We start from the raw sequence: 17652 nt of genomic DNA, 5'->3' as shown, positions 1-17652 counted from the left end.
CATGAAAATAGGTTTTTACAGTTCCATGAAATTAGATGACAGACGAAACTGGTCTGGTACGATGTACCAAATGTTTGAACAAATGTCTCAGCTCGGTCACGAAATTGAATGGATTCCTAAACTAACTCTTTCTGAAAGTGAAGAAAAGCGATATAAGAACTTGGAAGATTGGTATCATAAGATATTTCAGCGCGGATATAATCAACATATCAATTTTTTCAGAGCCAGAATAGTTTCCAAAAAGATTGACAAATATTTAAAAAATAAAAATTTTGATATTATTTTTGCTCCGACTGCTATTAATGATTTTGCTTTAACCGATACGAAAACACCCATTATTTATCTAAATGATGCAAATGTGGGTCAGCTCTTAAACTACTATCCCTACTACTCTGGTTTCGGTTGGTTATCAAAAAAAGAAACGCTGTGGATTGAGAAAAAAATACTGCAAAAAGCTGCGATAAATATATTTTCTTCAGAATGGGCAGCAGAATATGCCATTAATTATTATGGAATTGAAAGAGAAAAAGTACACGTCCTGAAATTTGGTGCTAATCTAAACGTTCCGGAAAATTGGTATTTTTCTAAAGATTTAAAAAATGAAATTACATTTTTATTTCTTGCCGTAGACTGGATCAGAAAAAGAGGAAATCTTGCCTTTGAAACCGTGAAAATTCTTAAAGAAAAAGGGTATAATGTAAAACTCCAGATTATAGGATGCGATCCCGATTTGGACGAAGAGTGGGTACATATTATTCCTTTTCTAAATAAAAACAATCCTGAAGAGTTACTAAAAATTCAAGAGCACCTGCAGAATTCTCATTTCCTTTTTGTGCCTACTCAGGCTGACTGTACTCCGATCGCTTTTTGCGAAGCCGCAGGATACGGACTTCCTGTGATTTCTACTGACACAGGAGGAGTCAGCGCACATGTGGAAGATGGAAAAACGGGTGTTTTACTTCCTGAAAATGCTTTAGCAAAAGATTATGCCGATGCAATAGAGCCTCTATTAATTAGTAGAAATAAAATAGAAAAAATGTCAGTTGCGTCAAGGGAAAAGTATGACAGCGAGCTGAATTGGAAAATATGGGGAAAATATATGTCAAAGTTACTTTCTGGCGTAAATTCCTCCAAATAATTTTTTTGTATGATTGAAAAAAAATCAATACTGATTGTCGAACAAAATATGAATTTCAATGAAGTCTTTGTTGAACATATTTCTCAACTTCCTTATACTATAGGAAATTTTTTTGAATCTTGGGATCAGCCCTTCAAGTATTCTTTTAAAAATAAGCTGAAAAATATATATCACCGAAACATACTGCGAAATAAAAATTACATTGAATCGCTAAAACAAGAACAATACAATTCATTTTGTGAGAAATGTATACATAATTTTGAAAAACGATTTACTAACGTCTTTGATTACTGCATCATCTTCAGAGCAGACAGACTCCCAGAATTTCTTATTAACTATTTAAGCAAAAAATCTAATAAAACTATTACATATCAGTATGATAGCTTATCAGTAAGTGAGAAAATTTTACATTATAAAAATTATCTACATAAGATTTTTGTATTTGATCCAGCTGATTTACAATATAGAGCAGACAATTTAGCATTTACAACTAACTATCATTTCAATATTTCATATAAAAAAAGTAATTCAATTTTCATGTACTATCTAGGTGTTTGGAAAGCTACCCGTTACCAAAAGTTATGTAACTTGTTGAGAAATTCAGAAGTAAATAAATTTAAGAATAAAATCTTTTTGATCGACAGTAATGAGCTCTCAGAAAATAAAGAAATTCAGATTATTAAAGCTCATATTCCTTATAAAATGTACCTTAAGGAAATTATCGCTGCTACGGTACTTATAGATATTAAATTAGAAGTACACAATGGTTTGTCCTTCCGTTTTTTTGAAGCTTTAAACTTTAAAAAGAAAATTATAACCAATAATCATTCGATTAAAAATTATAACTTCTACCATCCAGACAATGTTTTTATCACAGATTTTGAGAACTTCGACGGATTAGCGGAATTCATGCAAAAGCCTTATCAAACAATTCCTGAAAATATTGTAAAAATGTACAGTTTCGAAAACTGGATTAAGAATATTCTTGAAATAGATGACTATATTGCTATTCCATTACCAAAAACAGATACTTTTTTATGAATCTTACCATCTTTACACCCACTTTTAACCGCGCCCATCTGCTTCCTAACTTATATCGTAGTCTGCAGAAACAAAGTGTAAGGAACTTTGAGTGGCTTATTGTAGATGACGGATCAAGAGATGATACAAAAGATACAATAAAAGCATTACAAGAAAAAAGCGATTTCCCTATAACTTATATATATCAGCAAAATCAAGGCAAACATATTGCGATCAATACGGCAGTAAAACAAACATTGAATGACTTTTTTCTGATCATAGACAGCGATGACGAAATGATCGAAAATTCATCCGATATCATTTGGGAGATACTTCCCTCTTTTTTAAAAAATCAGAATATTGCTGCAGTCTGCTTTCCAAGATATTCAGATAACGAAAAAAAGACGAAGACAAATAAAAAAATTGAATTTAACCAAATCATTTCAAACTCGATTACACTAAAAAATGAGTACGGAGTCACAGGTGAATTTGATTATTTATTTAAGACCGACATTTTAAAACAATATCCTTTTCCTTATTTTGCAGGGGAAAAATTTATTAAAGAATCAGTTATCTACAAAAGAATAGACCGTGTTTACAAAAATATTTATGTAAATCACTCTATTGTAAAAGGTGAATATCTGGAAGATGGGCTGTCGTCAAACTTTAGGAAATTATCGGAAAATAATCCAAAAGGGAGTGCATTAGCATATTTAGAAACAGTGAATGATGACCGTCTGAATTTTGATGAGAGAAAAGAAGCCTTTAAAAATTACTGGTATTTTGAAAACTTATCTAAACAGAATTCTATACTGAAACGTTTACTAAGTATTAAAAATAAAGACGTTATCTTTGATTTCATTTTAAAAAAACTCAAATGATTGGTACTTTACTATACCGTCTGCAAGTTGCTTGGCAGCTTCTTACGGGCAAAATAAAATACGTTCCGGATACCAGAAGTAAAAATTTGATCCTCCATAGAAATATTGACCATGAAATCTTAGAATTTGTCAATCAACTGGATATTGAATTTGTTTTTACAGAATTTGGAGAAAAGAGAATTAACGGCGGAGGTTCTGACCTTGATTACAGCAACCGATTGGAACCTTCCTTGAGCGGCATAAAAAAATTCTTTCCCAAAGCCAGGATAACCGTCTATACAGATTTTGAATGGAAAGAAACTGAAGGTATAACGATAAAAAAAGTAACCTCGCCTGTAAAAGATTCCACGCATCCGCGATATGGATACAGAACTGTAGATTATTTTAAATTTCTGGCTTTATCTCAAGCTACAGCAGATTTTACGTGTGCGCTAGACAGCGATATGCTTTTTGTCAATGAAAATATTTATTCTCTTGTTTTCCTCACTCAAAAGTTTGGATTTTGTTCTGCACAGAATGTCCGGCAAATTTTCAATTTAGATATGAGAATTTCCAAAGACACTCAAAATATAGCTGATGAAAGTATGGGTAACGGTTACTCGTATAATCAAAGCCCGATGACCATCTGGAAAAACAATATGGATGGTACAGCATTTTTTCAAAATTGCGCAGAGATTATGCAAAAAGATCCATCCAGAGCATCAATTGTTATGTGGAAATCTGCATGGAAAACAGGTCTTTATCCTTATGTTCTACCAAAACAGTTTTGCGTCTGTGATGGGGACGAAGGTTGTGGTGACGAAATAATTCTCCACATCGGACACAAAAGTGTAAAAAATTATTACAAAGTATAAAACACCGAGAATTGAAAAAAAATATTTTATTCATTGCCGATAAGCCAGATTGGGCTTATGAATTTATGATAAAGACATGGGTTCCTTATCTACAAAAAGAATACAATTGTTTTATTGCTTATCAACAGGATTTTGCAATAAAACCCAATAATATCTATTTCGGTTTAAAAGAAAGTATCTATAACATTTTAAATAAGATAAGATTTCATTTAGGGATTACTGAGAAGGTTTATCAAATCTCAGACAATCACAACTATTTTTATCCTTTATTCAAAGTTTCGCCAGTTTATCTGTATAATGAAGACTTATCAAAAAGTAAATCTACAATCAAAAATTTTGATGTTATTACAGAAATGGCTTTTTATTTTCAGTATACTGCACATTTTCCTTTTCAGGCTCCATTAAAAATTGTAGGTCTTTTTACTGATAAATTCCCGCACGACGGCCCTACTTTCGATATTAAAAAGAAAAAAGACAGAAGTCTTTTGTCAAGAAAAGATTTTTATGATGAATATTTAAAATCTTATCAGCATATTATTGTCGGCGGCGGTAATCTATTAAATGATTACAAAAGGTTAACGGATAAAGTTGATTTCGTATACGGTATTTACGGTCAGGAAAATTTTATCGAAAATAAAAATGTAGGAGAAAAAGAATCGTTAACTGTCGGGTGGACCGGAACTCCCGACCGAGAAATGAAAGGATTCAGAACCATCATTGAGCCCGCCATAGAAATAGTAAAACAAACAGGACGTGATGTACGCCTGAAAACCAAATTCTCAGGACCATACGAAGATCTTTACAATTTTTATTCTGATGTAGATTGTATCGTGATAGCCTCCGATGCAGATTCCGGACCTTCAATGTATGCTGAAGCATGCTTATCTTCTATACCGGTTATTTCTACAAAAGTTGGTTTGCCTCTTTCCTTTTTAACAGAAGGAGTAAATGGTGTATTTATAGAAAGAACAGTAGAAAGCTTAGTTGAGGCAATTATCGATCTTTATGATAACAGGAAAAAACTCACAGAATTTTCTAAAAACACAAAGAAGGATTACCTGAAGACGATGGATAATGATATAATGGTGCAGAATTTTATTAAAATTTTAAAACATTATGATTTGTAGTTTTAATACGCTAAAAAATCAAATGTAAATACTGACTGATTTTTCCGCAGATATCCTTTTTTTGAAAATTAAATATAATTAAATACTTCATTCTATGATAATTGGCAGAGGCCTTATTGCATCATTATTTGCAGGCTATGACAGAGAAAATACCATTTTCTTTGCATCCGGTGTTTCAAACTCGTTAGAAATAAGACCGGAAGAATTTAGTAGGGAAGAAAATCTTATTCAAGAGACGATTAGCGCCAATCCTGATAAAATTTTTATATATTTTTCTACGTGCAGCATTTACGATTCTTCCAAAACAGGAAGCAATTATGTACTACACAAGCTAAAAATGGAACAAAAGATTAAAGACCTGTGTAAAAAATTTTTGATTTTGAGGGTAAGCAATGCAGTCGGAAAAGGTGGTAATCCTAATCTTTTGGTAAATTATATTATAAATGCAGTGAAAAATGATGAGACAATCAATGTACACACTAAAGCAACACGTAATTTAATTGATGCTGAAGATATTAGAAACATCACTTTAGAGTTGGCCGATGAAAAACCGTTAAATAAAATTATCAATTTAGCTTATATTAAAAATTACTCCATTATTGAGATTTTAGAAATCATAGAAAGATTTTTTAATAAAAAAGTAAATATCAACTTAATTAAAAGTGGCTCGGGATATGACATAACAATTCCTGATATTGAAAATTATTTCACTAAAAATCATCTTGATAACAAAGAAAATTATCTTCAGAATATTTTGAAAAAATACTATTCTCCATTATAATACTAATAATCAGTTTAAAAAGGCTCAATCAAAATCAAATTTGACTTTTAACAACCTATAAAATTGCAGATATATGCATGCACACCCTCTGATTTCCATCATTACTACTTATTATAATTCCGTAGAATTGGGCGATTTTGTAAAGACTTCCATGAATTGTCTGTTAAACCAAACCTACAGAAATATAGAATTTATATGCGTAAATGACGGATCTACAGACTCAACTTTGAAAGATCTTGAGTATTTCGCAAAACAGGATTCCAGAATTAAGATTTTTACAAAAGAGAACCAAAAATATGCACAATATTCGAAAGCTTTTGGGCAGGAAAAAGCATCGGGTGATTTTATTTTTCTTTTTGATCATGATGATCTTATTGATAGAGACACCATAGAAAAATGCTACGATACTTTTGTCAGCCATCCGGAACTAGATATTGTAAGCCCAATGGTTGTTACAAAATTCACCGACGGCAAGATCAAAAACATCCATAACATCTACTTGTCAGAAACTCTGGATTTTAAGTTTAAAAAATATCCCGGTGAGCAAATCTTCCGCGATACAGTAGGAAAATATGACTGCCATATCAGAGGTTTATATCGCAAAAATATATTTAAGGCTCATTCTTTTGCTTTCACCGAGCCATTACTTAATGCCGACGAGATCGTTGAGAGATTGTTGTTTGAAAAAGCAAAATTTATCGGAAGTTGCGATGCGGTTTACACGCATTTTATTCATTCAGAATCATCGGCAAAAAGTTTATCTGTGAAAAAAATTGATATTATAAGAACTGATTGCTTACTGAGAAAAATTTTTCAGGAAAAAGGAATTTACGATACACGCAAAAATATTTTTGAGTTTACCGCTTATAAAAATCTTGTGAATGCTGTTAAAGTTTATCATCATTTTAAAAAGCAAATGAGCCCCGAAGAAAATTTAAGACAACAAAAAAGACTAACAGAATCTTTTTCTGAATTAGAAAAAAAAACGGTAATCTCACAATATAACAAATTGGCAAAAGTTTATAATTATTTTCTTTTATCTAATTTTTCGATTCTCCTTGCATATTATAACTACAAAAACTGAAAGATCATCTCTCAAAGCGCCATATAAATAACTTTGTCGCAAGTTTCGAGGGGATATTCTGAAAAAAATTTTTCTTTTTTACATCTAAAGAAAAATCTGAAGAAAAGTAATCTGAAAAATTTAGTTTTGTTAATTTTCGCATTCTTAAAATATTGGTTTTGAGATAGTAACTATCTTTCAAAGCTCGCCATTGCATGATGAGAACCATTTCTTTAAAGAGAACGATCTTTTTCTTGATCAGCTTTTTCAAAACTAAATTATTCTCGTCTCTGTAAGCATGAGAGAAATATTCGAGAATTGTGAGAAAGTTTTCAAAATTCTTTTTCTTCCTATTAAAAATCACAGATTCTCCGTGGAGATAATATAGATAAGTAATGTCATCAACTATCGCTAAAGTATCTGTCTTTAAAAGCAAATGGAAAAACCAAAGCTCATCTTGTGCAAACAATCCTGGTACGAAATAAACTTCGTTTTTAATGATAAATTCTTTATTTATCAATTTATTCCACGAAGATGACGGAAAACCACCCTCACTATAAACAGAAAAGAGTTCAAGATTATTGTCATAATATTTTTTGTCTGAAAGCGTAGGAAAACCAAAATCTTTGGTTGTGTTATCAAAAGTATTAATCCAACGATTTTGGGCAATCACTATCTGTGCTTTTGTTTTTAAAATATGATCGATCAAAACCTGAAGACATTCTGCAGTAATTTCGTCGTCACTATCCAGAAAATATATGTATTCTCCTGCCGATGCTGCAATACCCGTATTCCTAACCACAGACAGACCAGAATTCTGCTCGTGATTTATAACTTTAATATTTAAAAATGGATTGTCATGTACAAAACGATCAACCAAAAACATACTATCGTCTGGTGTACAATCATTTACGAGTATGATTTCGAAATTTTTGTATGTTTGATTCTTTACAGATTCCAGGCATCTTAAAATATGCTTCTCGCATTTAAAAATAGGAATATTGACACTAATTAAGGGCTTATTGCTTTTCATCAAATTGTTTGTTGTTAATAAATGGCGAAAATATAAAGAATTTTAATACTTTTGAATGAAAAACATTTTTAGATGAAAAGTATTTTAGGCTTTATATTGATAAAACTAAAAAATTTCGCAGATACTTGCACTGCTGAAAAGAATAAAAGTCTTTTTTTTACAAAAAAAAGCAATGTCCACCCTTCTTTTAAACTTGGTAAGAATAATTTTTTTGATATTTCTCCTGAAGCAGAATTTATAATCGAAGAAAATGTCACGATAAACCAATCTAATTATCTTACTGTAAAGCCAAACGCAAAGTTAATTATTGGAGAAAACACTTATATTACAAGAGCTACCATTTCGTGTCTTGGGGAAATAGAAATAGGTAGAAATTGCATTTTGGGCGAAGGACTAAAAATTTTCGATCACAATCATCATCATACAACCAATCCGTTTTCTGTTTCGAAGACCAAATTTAATATTGGAAAAATAAAAATGGGCGATAATGTTTGGACCGGTGCGAATGTTACTATTTTAAAAGATGTTACCATAGGTGACAACTGTATTTTGGGATCGGGAGTTTTGGTCTATAAAGATGTTCCCAGCAATACAATTGTGAAGGCAAAACAAGATTTAATTTTTCATACTATCTGATTTATCGTGTAGTAACTAAAAATTTTAATCATATTTTATTTTAAAAGCATATTGAATGAAAATTGTTTATTTCATCCCTCATCTGCGCGAACCATCCGGTATTAACAGGGTTTTAAGCATTAAAGCCAATTATATGGCTGATGTTTTAGATTATGATGTCACCATTATAACTTACAGACAGTTTCAAAGTGCTGTATTTTTTCCATTTAGTTCCGAAGTAAAACTAATTCATCTGAATCTTGATGATCCGACTTTCAGGTTAAAATCTTTAGGCTTTTTTGAAAGAAGAAAAAGCATCAAAAAATTCATGGTATCCTACGAAAATTTAGTAGAAAAGTTTCTGTTGGAAAACCAGGTTGATGTATGTGTTTCTATGGTTTTGGGTGCAGAATATAAATTTCTCTATAAGATAAAAGACAAAAGTAAAAAGGTCTTAGAATTTCATTTGAATTTTGATAATTCACCTTTGAGAATTTTGACAAAACCTTTTCATATCTTAAGAATAAAGTCTTTACTTCAAATTAAAAATCTGCGAAGTAAGATGTCGCGTTATGAAAAAATTGTTGTTTTGAGCAATGATGATGCAAAGACATGGAAACTCTTTTTTTCAAATATCACTGTTATTGGCAATCCTCTTACGATTGATCTAAGCCTCCCAAGACCTAATTTGACGAGTAAAACTGCGATTGCAGTTGGAAGATTAGAAAAAGAAAAAGGATTTGACTATCTTGTTGAGGCGTGGAAAATAGTAAAAGAAAAGCATCCTGAATGGATTCTTAATATTTTCGGAGAAGGAAGTCTGGAAGATAATATTCTCAGACAGATTAAGGATCTAAATTTAGAAGATACTATTTTTCTCAAAAAGTCTGTGCCAAATATCGCAGAAAAATACTTAGAGAGTTCGATCTTTATTTTAAGTTCCAGAAATGAAGGTTTTGTTTTAGTTCTAATGGAAGCGCTAGCATTAGGAATACCTGCTGTTTCGTTTAACTGCAAATTTGGCCCGGAGGAGCTTATAGAAGATGGTAAGAATGGATTTCTTGTCGAACTGGGAAATATTGAAATGCTTGCAGAAAAAATTATTACCTTGATAGAAGATGAGAGTTTAAGGCAAATTTTTTCTGAACGCGCTTTATTAACTACAAAAAAGTATGAAATCGCAAACATAATGAAGAGATGGGAGGAATTATTTCAGTCACTGGTAAAGAATAATTGAAGTATGGAAACAAAAAAAATAACGGTTGTAATGTCTGTTTTTAATGCAGAAGATTATCTAAAAGATGCGGTAGAATCTATTTTGAATCAAAGCTACTCAAATTTTAAATTCATTATATTCGAAGATGCTTCCACTGACAATTCCCTGCAAATACTTGAAGATTTTGAGGAAAAAGACCAGCGAATTAAACTTATAAAAAATACTGAAAACCAAGGTTCTAAAGGATTCATCATCAATCTGAACCGCGGTTTGGAAATGGCAGATACAGAATTTATTGCCAGGATGGATGCAGATGACATTTCTGCTCCGGATCGTTTTGAAAAGCAGTTAGATTATCTTGAAAAAAACAAAAACATTTTCATGGTAGGTAGCGATCTCCAACTTATTGATAGAGAGGGAAACAATACTAAACTACTGCTTGCTCTGTCATCTGATGATCATATAAAAAAAAATATGCTTAAAAACATATCCATGTATCATCCTGTATTACTATTTCGCAATGATAAAAAAATCAGGTATCGTGAGAAAATGCAATATTGTGAAGATTATGACCTTTACCTTCAAATGATGACAGAAAATTATTCTTTTGGAAACATTAACGAACCACTTTTAAAATATAGAGTTTTGGACACGTCGATGTCTAGGCAGCAAGATAAAGTGATTAAAAACCTTTTTGTTAATAAAGCTAAAGAATTATACAAGGAGCGCTTAGAAAAAGGACAAGATTCATACGACAGCTTTAATCCAGGCGAATATTTGAATATTTACAAAAACCCTTCAAAAAACTTAGTGAAGAAATCAATTACCGTCTCTAAGAAATACTACGATTATAATGGCTTTTCAAAAATGATGGGGATCTATAAAAACATTGGTAAAGATGTATTCTATTATAAGAACAGAATGCTTTTAATACTTGGCAAAAAGATTTTCTTCCTAAATGCAAAAATATTAAACAAACTTTCCCAATCTTAGACTGTCAAAGTCAGTAAATAAAGAATATAGCTTCTATACAATTGAAATAATAAACCACAGAGAAAAAATCTGTGGTTTATTCATTAATTTTTTATTGCGACTCCTGCATATTTACCATCAAACTCTATAATGTGAGGACTGATGCCTTTACTTTCACAATAGTCTTTAAAAGCAGCATTATCGCCAATATCATCACTCATGAAAACTCCGCCTACTCTTAATCTATCCCATAATAGCGTGTATGCCCAGATTCTTCCGTCATAGGTTTTGTCACTATCATAATGTACAACATCTAAAGAATCTGCTTTTGCAAATATTTTAGGTAAAGATTCTTTATCTGCAAAACGATAAAGATCCCAATTGTTTTTATATTTTTCCGGAATTACACATCCTACAAAATCTTCACTTTGATTCTGTAAAATATAAGGCATGTCTGAACTGAAAAGTGTTCCGTTTCTTTTTACTAAAGATGCTAAAGCCGCAAAAGAAGACCATCCGTAAGCAACGCCTGTCTCTATCGATCTGTGTGAAGATACATATTCATTAATATAGTAAATAACACTTAGCGAACCTGCGCCACCCATCTTTATTGGGGCTTTTTCTTGTGCTTGTAAAGCTGCTTCATATTCTTGAGGGAAAAGTGCTTCAAAAGAAACAAATGGAATTTTCAGAACTTTCTCAATAAAATCTTTTTCGGAAACTGCTAAGTTTTTACACCAAATCTCTGCCTCTTCTTTACCACGTAAGGCAGACGAACGATTAAAAAGATTTTTCCAGATTTTTCTTCTTAACTCAGGATATAGATCGGGACGTTTTAAATATCCAAAAAATGTTGTTGCAATTTCTGCGACTTTACTCATACAATTATGTTTTGAGATGCAAAAATACAAAAGAATTGCTCAAACAATCTTATATTTGCTTTTTTAAGAATTATTTTTTTTAGAAACTACACAAATGCATCAGAAAATAAAAGTACTTTTCCGCCACAGATCAATGGAAATGGGAGGTGTAGAAAGAGTTCTTCTCGATCTTTTAGAAAATCTTCCGAGAGATCTCTTTGATATCACGTTTTTCCTTACCCTCAATCAGGGTGAATTGAGATCTGATATTCCTAAAGACATTAAACTCATCACTTTTCAAAAAGGAAAAGAGGATATGAGTACTAATAAATTTCTCAGAACATTTCAACTGATTAAGAGAAATTTAACCCTCCTCTTTTACAGAAAAAATCCAAAACTACTTTACAAAAATATCATCAGAGACAATTTTGATATAGAAATTGCACCTACTTATTCAGAGTTTGAAAACATATTATCAAGTCCTTTAAAGTCAAAAAAAATTGCATGGTTTCATACAGATGTAAGTTACGATCCTGATCGGGAAAGGGTTTTAAACCGAATTAATAATCTGAAAAAATTTGATTGGGTAATATTCGGTTCGAAACAGACAAGAGACGTTATTAAAGATCTTTATCATATAGAATATCCAAAAAGTTCGGTGATCTACAACTCCATTAAAATGGACGAAATAAAAAAGAAATCCACAGAATTTCCGGTAAATTATGATTTACATCCCGTATTTTCATCAATGGGAAGGCTGCACAGCAGGAAAAACTACCATACTTTAATGAATATTCATAGAAAGTTATTAGATGAAGGATTTTTACATGCAGTTGCCGTTATTGGTGGTGGTGGCGAAATGGAAAATTTAAAAAAACAAGCTGCAGAGTTGAAAGTTGAAAAAACATTTTTGTTGCTTGACACACAAACCAATCCTTATCCCTTTATTAAGAATTCAGATTTTTTTGTTTTGCCTTCAGAATCTGAATCTTATCCTTTAACAATTGGCGAAGTTATGGGTCTCAACATTCCGATAGTCAGCACTAATGTAGGCGGAATTCCGGAAATGATCAATCATCAGGAAGATGGCTATCTCGTAGAACCAGATGAAAACTCGATCTACGAAGGAATGAAATTGTTTCTTACAAATCCTGAAATTCCAGCTAAAATAAAAAATAACACAGAAAAAGCTATAGAAAAATTTGACAATCAAAAAATCTATAATGAGGTGACAGAAGTATTTCTTAGCCAATATCAACAGAAATAATGAATACTCCAAAAGTAACTATTCTTACACCATCGTATAATCGTGCGCATACATTGCCAAGAGTATTTGAGTCCTTGCAAAAGCAGACATTCAAAGATTTTGAGTGGATCGTGATTGATGACGGCTCTACCGATAATACTAAAGATTTAGTTGAAAAATTCCAGAAAGAGGCTGATTTTAAAATCCGTTATTATTTTCAGGAAAATCAACATAAATTCTTAACATTTTTTCGAGGGATTGATTTGGCTGAAGGTCAGTATTTTTCACCTTTAGATTCTGATGACGCATTACCGGCAGATTCTATGGAAATTCTTGTAAATACTTGGGAAGGTATAGCAGAAAGTCAGAATATTGTTTTTGTTTCAACCCTTTGCGAAGATCAATTCGGAAATGTAGTAGGCGACAAATTTCCAAATGACCCTTTGATATGCAGTATTTTCGATATGCGGTATACATACAAAATAAAGGGTGATAAATGGGGAATGGGAAAAACCGAAATTTACAAAAAGATGAAATTAAATTTTGGCAATCTTGCAGGAAAAGGATTTATTCCGGAAGGTGTTTTCCAATTTCAGTTTGATCAACTTGGATTTCACTATTGTATCAATCAAGTTACGAGAATATATTTTCGCGACAAAGATGATGAACAATCTCTTGCCAATCAATTTTACGACAAAAAAAACGCTTTCGGTTTAGCCGAAAACTACAAAGCTTTCCTAAACACGTACAGCACAAAATTATGGAGTAATCCTGTGACTATTCTGAGGAATTTGGGTGGTTATATTAAATTTGCGAAGATTGACGGCAGATCTTTAAAAAAGATAACGACGGAACTTAAAGCTCCTAAGATAAAATTGCTTGCTTATCTCGTATATCCGTTTTCAAAATTCATTTAGTTATGCAAAAAAAAATACTTTTTGTTTATTACCAGAATGTGAAACCCGGCGGTGTTGCGAGAGTAATGATTAATCTAGCGAATGAACTTTGTGAAAGAGAATACGACGTAAGCATATTATTTTTGATGGAGGGTGACAACACATTTTATAAAATTAACCCAGAAATAAAAATTCATACTCTAAATTCTTTTGGACACTGGGGCTTTAATAAAATTAATCCGTTATTAGATAAATATCTAAAAAAATTCCGTTATCGTTACAATTTAAAAAAATATGTTTATGATTTTGGACAGTGGGACGTGATGAACCAATGGTTGAAAAAAAATCATTCGCAATATGATCTTATAATTTCTTGTTGGTATAAATTATCTGCACAAATTTCTACCAATAAAAAAATTGCTGCCAAAACTATTGCATGGGAACATTCAAATTTTGAAGTTGGAGGTAAAATTTGGGGGAACTTTCTGCGTCCTAATTATAAAAACCTTCGTGGTATTATTTGTATTAATAAAGCATCTGTGGAGTATTATAAAAAATATAATGAGCGTACTTTTTTGATTCCGAACATTGTAGGTGAACTTTTTGAAAGCATTCAAGAAATGGATTTTGAAAGTAAGGAAAATCAATTAATCTACGTTGGAAGATTGGATGAGGATAAAAACGTACGTTCACTTATAGAAACCGTAGAAAAAACGAATTTATGTGATTTTAAATTTAAAATTGTAGGCGACGGGCCTGAATTGGAATCGTTAAAAAAATTAGTAGTAGTAAAAAATCTTTCATCTCAGATCTCCTTTACCGGCAGATTATCAATAGATGAGATAAAAAATGAATTATTAAAAAGCAAAATTTTTCTTTTTATGAGTAAAAGTGAAGCTTTTGGTATGGTTTTGCTCGAGGCTCTTTTTGCTGGTAATGCACTTATTTCCTATAACTGTAATTACGGTCCTTCTGATATTGTAAATGAGAAAAACGGTTATTTGATTGAGATGGATGATGAAAATAAATTTCTGGAAAATTTGCAAAACCTTATCAATTCTCCTGAGTTACTGCATCAGCTAAATCAGTCATCTTTTCAAGAATCCAAAAAATGGCACAAAGAAAAAATTATTAAAAAATTTGAAGTGATCTTTAATGAAAACAAACGTTAACTCATGATCTCAATTGTTACATCATATTACAACCGAAAAGTATTGTTTATAAAAACGTTACATAGTATCGCCAGATTTCAACATTCAGCGCAAATTGAAGTGATCGCTGTTGATGATGGAAGTGAAGATGAAGAGAGAATTGAAGATTTACAAAAGGAATTCACTTTTCTCAAGGTTATACGGCTCGAAAAAAGTGATAAATGGTACCAAAATTCATGTATTCCCTTTAATGAGGGCTTTCGTCATGCTAAGGGAGACAAAATCATTATACAGAATCCAGAATGTTATCATTTTGACAATGTTATTGAATACACAGCTAAAAATCTTAAAGATCGTGATTATTTAAGTTTTTCTTGTTTTGCTTTAGACAAAACAACAACAGACAATTATAAATTTTCTTATCCGGAAAATATAATAAAGACACAGATTGCCAATCCTAATCTCCATACCCCTTCTATTAATGGAAATATGTGGTATAATCATTCGATATACAAACCCGAAGCTTATCATTTCTGCGTTGCTCTTACAAAACAGGACTTAGATATTTTACAGGGTTTCAATGAGGTTTTAGCCCTGGGTATTGCATATGACGATAACGAACTTGTAAAAAGGGTAAAGGAGAATCTTAACATACGATTTATCGATGAAATTTTAATATTGCACCAAAATCACTACAACCCCCAATCAACGTCATATGATAACAGACGCTGGGGCGCTTTTCTTTACGGAATCAATGAAATATTATACAAACAGGACTATCATGGTAATTTGATCAATCGAAAAACTAACAATTTAAGTATTAAAAATAAAAAATATCTGTTAATTCCTTACATTGTATTTAGATTACTTTCAGATCAAGCATTTTACAAATTAATTAAAAGTAAGGTTATAAAGAGAATGGCTTAAAAAAAAACATAATGATTGAAAAAAAGAAAATCCTCATTCGTATTGGTTCCCTACGTCATGGCGGCGCAGAAAAAGTACTGGTAACGTTTCTTAAAAATCTTCCTGAAGATCTTTATGAGATCGATTTACTCTTAAATTTGTATTCAGGTAAATATCTCAGCGATGTACCGGATTGGATCAATGTAATCTATCTGAATAAAGGTGAGATGATTACCACAAACCGACTTCAGGATATTCCGGAAAAAGCGGCGAGAGTTATCTTCCAAAGGGTTTTAAAAGAATTTCCCGACCTTTTATACACACTTATTTTAAAAGATAAAAAATACGATATTGAGTTTGCCGCGATACACGGTATGAGAGACGAGATCCTTCACTCGACGAATCATTCTTCAAAGAAAATCATGTGGATTCATAATGATCTCTCGCAGGTAAAACAATATACGGATGAAGAAATCAGGAAGTTTTTTGGTTTTGATAAGGTCATGGTTATTTCCCAAAAAATAGAACAGCTTTTTTTAAATTTAGCAAAAAACGATACCGAAAAGCAAAAGATTGTAAGAATCTACAATCCACTCGACACTGAGGAAATTTTCGAAAAGGCTGAGCGACCTGTTACCAACTACGAATTTGATCCGTCCATTCCTACTTTTATTTCTGTAGGAACTGTATTTCCGCAAAAAGGCTTTGACAGGCTTTTGAAAGTTCACAAAAAACTCCTGGATGAAGGTTTCAGACACAAAATTCTAATCGTAGGCGACGGATATGATTTTGAAAATATCAAAAATTTAAAAACAGAACTTGGAGTTGATGACACCGCAACAATGCTAGGTTTTACAGACAATCCTTATCCATATTTCAAAAACGCTGACTATTATATCTTAAGTTCACGATATGAGGGTTTCCCTACGGTCTTGTTTGAAGCAATAACTTTAAAGAAAAAAATAATCGCAACTGAAGTATCAGGAGTGAATGAAATGTTACAAAACGGAGAATTAGGACTGATTACTGAAAATTCGGATGAAGGAATTTACCTTGGTATGAAAAAAGCACTGACAGATCCTGAATCGTTCACTGTATATACCGAAAGACTCAACAATTATACAATGCCATTTAATCTTCAAAATTCGGTTGCGAAAATAGTTTCTGTATTAAATGAATTATAATTAAAACGCAATCATTATAAATTACAAAAGAGAATTCCTAAATTTGCCCTATGCCGGAAAATTACTCGACAATACAAAAAGATTTTTACAGAGAAAGCGGAAAATGGCTTTCACCCATTCAGATTTTATTAAAATGCATCAATCCGAACCTGCATTTTATCTATATTTTAAGAAAAGCTCAAAAATTTGGTAAAACACCCATTTTAGGATTGTACTGGAAGATTGTTTTACGACACTTCCAGATCAAGTACGGCTTTCAGATTTACCCCGAAACACAGATCGGAGACGGATTATATCTAGGACATTGGGGAAGTCTGGTGATTAACCCAAAAGCTGTGATTGGTAAAAACTGCAATATAGCTCAGGGAGTAACAATCGGACAACAAAACCGAGGAAGAAACGAAGGTTTCCCAATCATTGGCAACGATGTATGGATCGGTCCAAACGCAGTAATTGTCGGAAGCATTACGATCGGGAATAACGTTTTAATTGCGCCAAACTCCTACGTAAATACTGACGTGCCCGATAATTCTATCGTTGCAGGCAATAAAGCTAAAATTTATCCGAAAAGTGACGCAACAGAGGGATATATTAATAATAGAGTGCTATAGATAAATCTATTTGACTTTAATTTTTATTAAATTTTGTTAAAAAAGATGATAAATAGAGAGAAAATTATATTTTTGTATCGTTATTGATTTGGTCTATT

18 protein-coding genes are annotated in these 17652 nt (G+C 31.8%); 16 read left to right on the top strand and 2 right to left on the bottom strand.

The window, feature by feature from the left end; all coding sequences use genetic code 11:
* The first annotated feature begins 1 nt into the window (after window position 1).
* From PGH12_RS13915 to PGH12_RS13885, 7 genes are all read left to right on the top strand, one after another.
* Window positions 2-1138 (top strand): glycosyltransferase family 4 protein, encoded by a 1137-nt coding sequence (locus tag PGH12_RS13915; protein WP_267596283.1) that lies wholly within the window; start codon window positions 2-4, stop codon window positions 1136-1138.
* A gap of 9 nt (window positions 1139-1147) precedes the next feature.
* A complete protein-coding gene (locus PGH12_RS13910; protein WP_267596284.1) occupies window positions 1148-2179 on the top strand; it encodes a WaaS/CpsH family glycosyltransferase in 1032 nt (343 codons plus the stop codon).
* Window positions 2176-3039, top strand: coding sequence for a glycosyltransferase family 2 protein (locus tag PGH12_RS13905; RefSeq protein WP_267596285.1), 864 nt, complete (start codon window positions 2176-2178; stop codon window positions 3037-3039). The genes PGH12_RS13910 and PGH12_RS13905 overlap by 4 nt, the downstream gene beginning before the upstream one ends.
* Entirely contained in the window at window positions 3036-3893 is an 858-nt protein-coding gene (locus PGH12_RS13900; protein ID WP_267596286.1) for a hypothetical protein, read from the top strand. Before PGH12_RS13905 ends, PGH12_RS13900 begins: the two co-directional genes overlap by 4 nt.
* Window positions 3894-3904: 11 nt before the next feature.
* Complete coding sequence (locus PGH12_RS13895; protein ID WP_267596287.1) at window positions 3905-5020, top strand: glycosyltransferase; 1116 nt, start codon at window positions 3905-3907, stop codon at window positions 5018-5020.
* A 94-nt stretch (window positions 5021-5114) separates the two neighbouring features.
* Window positions 5115-5801, top strand: a complete 687-nt coding sequence (locus PGH12_RS13890) for an NAD-dependent epimerase/dehydratase family protein (protein ID WP_267596288.1) — start codon at window positions 5115-5117, stop codon at window positions 5799-5801.
* 73 nt (window positions 5802-5874) lie between these two features.
* On the top strand, window positions 5875-6885 hold the full coding sequence (locus PGH12_RS13885) for a glycosyltransferase family A protein (RefSeq protein WP_267596289.1): 1011 nt from the start codon (window positions 5875-5877) through the stop codon (window positions 6883-6885).
* 4 nt (window positions 6886-6889) lie between these two features.
* Here the strand turns inward: PGH12_RS13885 and PGH12_RS13880 are convergent, their stop codons facing one another.
* The gene (locus tag PGH12_RS13880) at window positions 6890-7897 is read right to left on the bottom strand and encodes a glycosyltransferase family 2 protein (RefSeq protein ID WP_267596290.1); all 1008 of its coding nucleotides are present in this window, start codon (window positions 7895-7897) and stop codon (window positions 6890-6892) included.
* A gap of 72 nt (window positions 7898-7969) precedes the next feature.
* On the opposite strand from PGH12_RS13880, the gene PGH12_RS13875 reads away from it, so the two are divergent.
* Genes PGH12_RS13875 through PGH12_RS13865 form a run of 3 tightly spaced genes read left to right on the top strand, consistent with a single transcriptional unit; the run spans window position 7970 to window position 10721 of the window.
* The gene (locus PGH12_RS13875; protein ID WP_267596291.1) at window positions 7970-8533 is read left to right on the top strand and encodes an acyltransferase; all 564 of its coding nucleotides are present in this window, start codon (window positions 7970-7972) and stop codon (window positions 8531-8533) included.
* Window positions 8534-8588: 55 nt separating this feature from the next.
* Complete coding sequence (locus tag PGH12_RS13870) at window positions 8589-9749, top strand: glycosyltransferase family 4 protein (protein WP_267596292.1); 1161 nt, start codon at window positions 8589-8591, stop codon at window positions 9747-9749.
* A 3-nt stretch (window positions 9750-9752) separates the two neighbouring features.
* Complete coding sequence (locus tag PGH12_RS13865) at window positions 9753-10721, top strand: glycosyltransferase family 2 protein (protein ID WP_267596293.1); 969 nt, start codon at window positions 9753-9755, stop codon at window positions 10719-10721.
* 83 nt (window positions 10722-10804) lie between these two features.
* Here PGH12_RS13865 and PGH12_RS13860 read toward each other — a convergent pair whose 3' ends face one another.
* Window positions 10805-11581, bottom strand: a complete 777-nt coding sequence (locus PGH12_RS13860; protein ID WP_267596294.1) for a class I SAM-dependent methyltransferase — start codon at window positions 11579-11581, stop codon at window positions 10805-10807.
* Window positions 11582-11675: 94 nt separating this feature from the next.
* On the opposite strand from PGH12_RS13860, the gene PGH12_RS13855 reads away from it, so the two are divergent.
* The 6 genes from PGH12_RS13855 to PGH12_RS13830 are packed head-to-tail and all read left to right on the top strand — an operon-like array spanning window position 11676 to window position 17554.
* Window positions 11676-12827, top strand: coding sequence for a glycosyltransferase (locus tag PGH12_RS13855; protein ID WP_267596295.1), 1152 nt, complete (start codon window positions 11676-11678; stop codon window positions 12825-12827).
* On the top strand, window positions 12827-13723 hold the full coding sequence (locus tag PGH12_RS13850; RefSeq protein ID WP_267596296.1) for a glycosyltransferase family 2 protein: 897 nt from the start codon (window positions 12827-12829) through the stop codon (window positions 13721-13723). Before PGH12_RS13855 ends, PGH12_RS13850 begins: the two co-directional genes overlap by 1 nt.
* Before the next feature lie 2 nt (window positions 13724-13725).
* Entirely contained in the window at window positions 13726-14874 is a 1149-nt protein-coding gene (locus tag PGH12_RS13845) for a glycosyltransferase (protein ID WP_267596297.1), read from the top strand.
* A 3-nt stretch (window positions 14875-14877) separates the two neighbouring features.
* Window positions 14878-15780 (top strand): glycosyltransferase, encoded by a 903-nt coding sequence (locus tag PGH12_RS13840; RefSeq protein ID WP_267596298.1) that lies wholly within the window; start codon window positions 14878-14880, stop codon window positions 15778-15780.
* An 11-nt stretch (window positions 15781-15791) separates the two neighbouring features.
* Window positions 15792-16943 (top strand): glycosyltransferase, encoded by a 1152-nt coding sequence (locus tag PGH12_RS13835; protein WP_267596299.1) that lies wholly within the window; start codon window positions 15792-15794, stop codon window positions 16941-16943.
* Window positions 16944-16993: 50 nt separating this feature from the next.
* Window positions 16994-17554, top strand: a complete 561-nt coding sequence (locus PGH12_RS13830) for a serine acetyltransferase (protein ID WP_267596300.1) — start codon at window positions 16994-16996, stop codon at window positions 17552-17554.
* Window positions 17555-17652: the final 98 nt, after the last annotated feature.

Source organism: Chryseobacterium sp. CY350 (assembly GCF_027945075.1).
GTDB lineage: Bacteria > Bacteroidota > Bacteroidia > Flavobacteriales > Weeksellaceae > Chryseobacterium.
This window is presented reverse-complemented; position numbering and strand designations above follow the sequence as displayed.

Coding starts and splice junctions, on each gene's coding strand:
- PGH12_RS13915 (WP_267596283.1), top strand. CDS start 2: ATGAAAATAGGTTTTTACAGTTCCATGAAATTAGATGACAGACGAAAC.
- PGH12_RS13910 (WP_267596284.1), top strand. CDS start 1,148: ATGATTGAAAAAAAATCAATACTGATTGTCGAACAAAATATGAATTTC.
- PGH12_RS13905 (WP_267596285.1), top strand. CDS start 2,176: ATGAATCTTACCATCTTTACACCCACTTTTAACCGCGCCCATCTGCTT.
- PGH12_RS13900 (WP_267596286.1), top strand. CDS start 3,036: ATGATTGGTACTTTACTATACCGTCTGCAAGTTGCTTGGCAGCTTCTT.
- PGH12_RS13890 (WP_267596288.1), top strand. CDS start 5,115: ATGATAATTGGCAGAGGCCTTATTGCATCATTATTTGCAGGCTATGAC.
- PGH12_RS13885 (WP_267596289.1), top strand. CDS start 5,875: ATGCATGCACACCCTCTGATTTCCATCATTACTACTTATTATAATTCC.
- PGH12_RS13880 (WP_267596290.1), bottom strand. CDS start 7,897: ATGAAAAGCAATAAGCCCTTAATTAGTGTCAATATTCCTATTTTTAAA.
- PGH12_RS13875 (WP_267596291.1), top strand. CDS start 7,970: ATGAAAAGTATTTTAGGCTTTATATTGATAAAACTAAAAAATTTCGCA.
- PGH12_RS13870 (WP_267596292.1), top strand. CDS start 8,589: ATGAAAATTGTTTATTTCATCCCTCATCTGCGCGAACCATCCGGTATT.
- PGH12_RS13865 (WP_267596293.1), top strand. CDS start 9,753: ATGGAAACAAAAAAAATAACGGTTGTAATGTCTGTTTTTAATGCAGAA.
- PGH12_RS13860 (WP_267596294.1), bottom strand. CDS start 11,581: ATGAGTAAAGTCGCAGAAATTGCAACAACATTTTTTGGATATTTAAAA.
- PGH12_RS13855 (WP_267596295.1), top strand. CDS start 11,676: ATGCATCAGAAAATAAAAGTACTTTTCCGCCACAGATCAATGGAAATG.
- PGH12_RS13850 (WP_267596296.1), top strand. CDS start 12,827: ATGAATACTCCAAAAGTAACTATTCTTACACCATCGTATAATCGTGCG.
- PGH12_RS13845 (WP_267596297.1), top strand. CDS start 13,726: ATGCAAAAAAAAATACTTTTTGTTTATTACCAGAATGTGAAACCCGGC.
- PGH12_RS13840 (WP_267596298.1), top strand. CDS start 14,878: ATGATCTCAATTGTTACATCATATTACAACCGAAAAGTATTGTTTATA.
- PGH12_RS13835 (WP_267596299.1), top strand. CDS start 15,792: ATGATTGAAAAAAAGAAAATCCTCATTCGTATTGGTTCCCTACGTCAT.
- PGH12_RS13830 (WP_267596300.1), top strand. CDS start 16,994: ATGCCGGAAAATTACTCGACAATACAAAAAGATTTTTACAGAGAAAGC.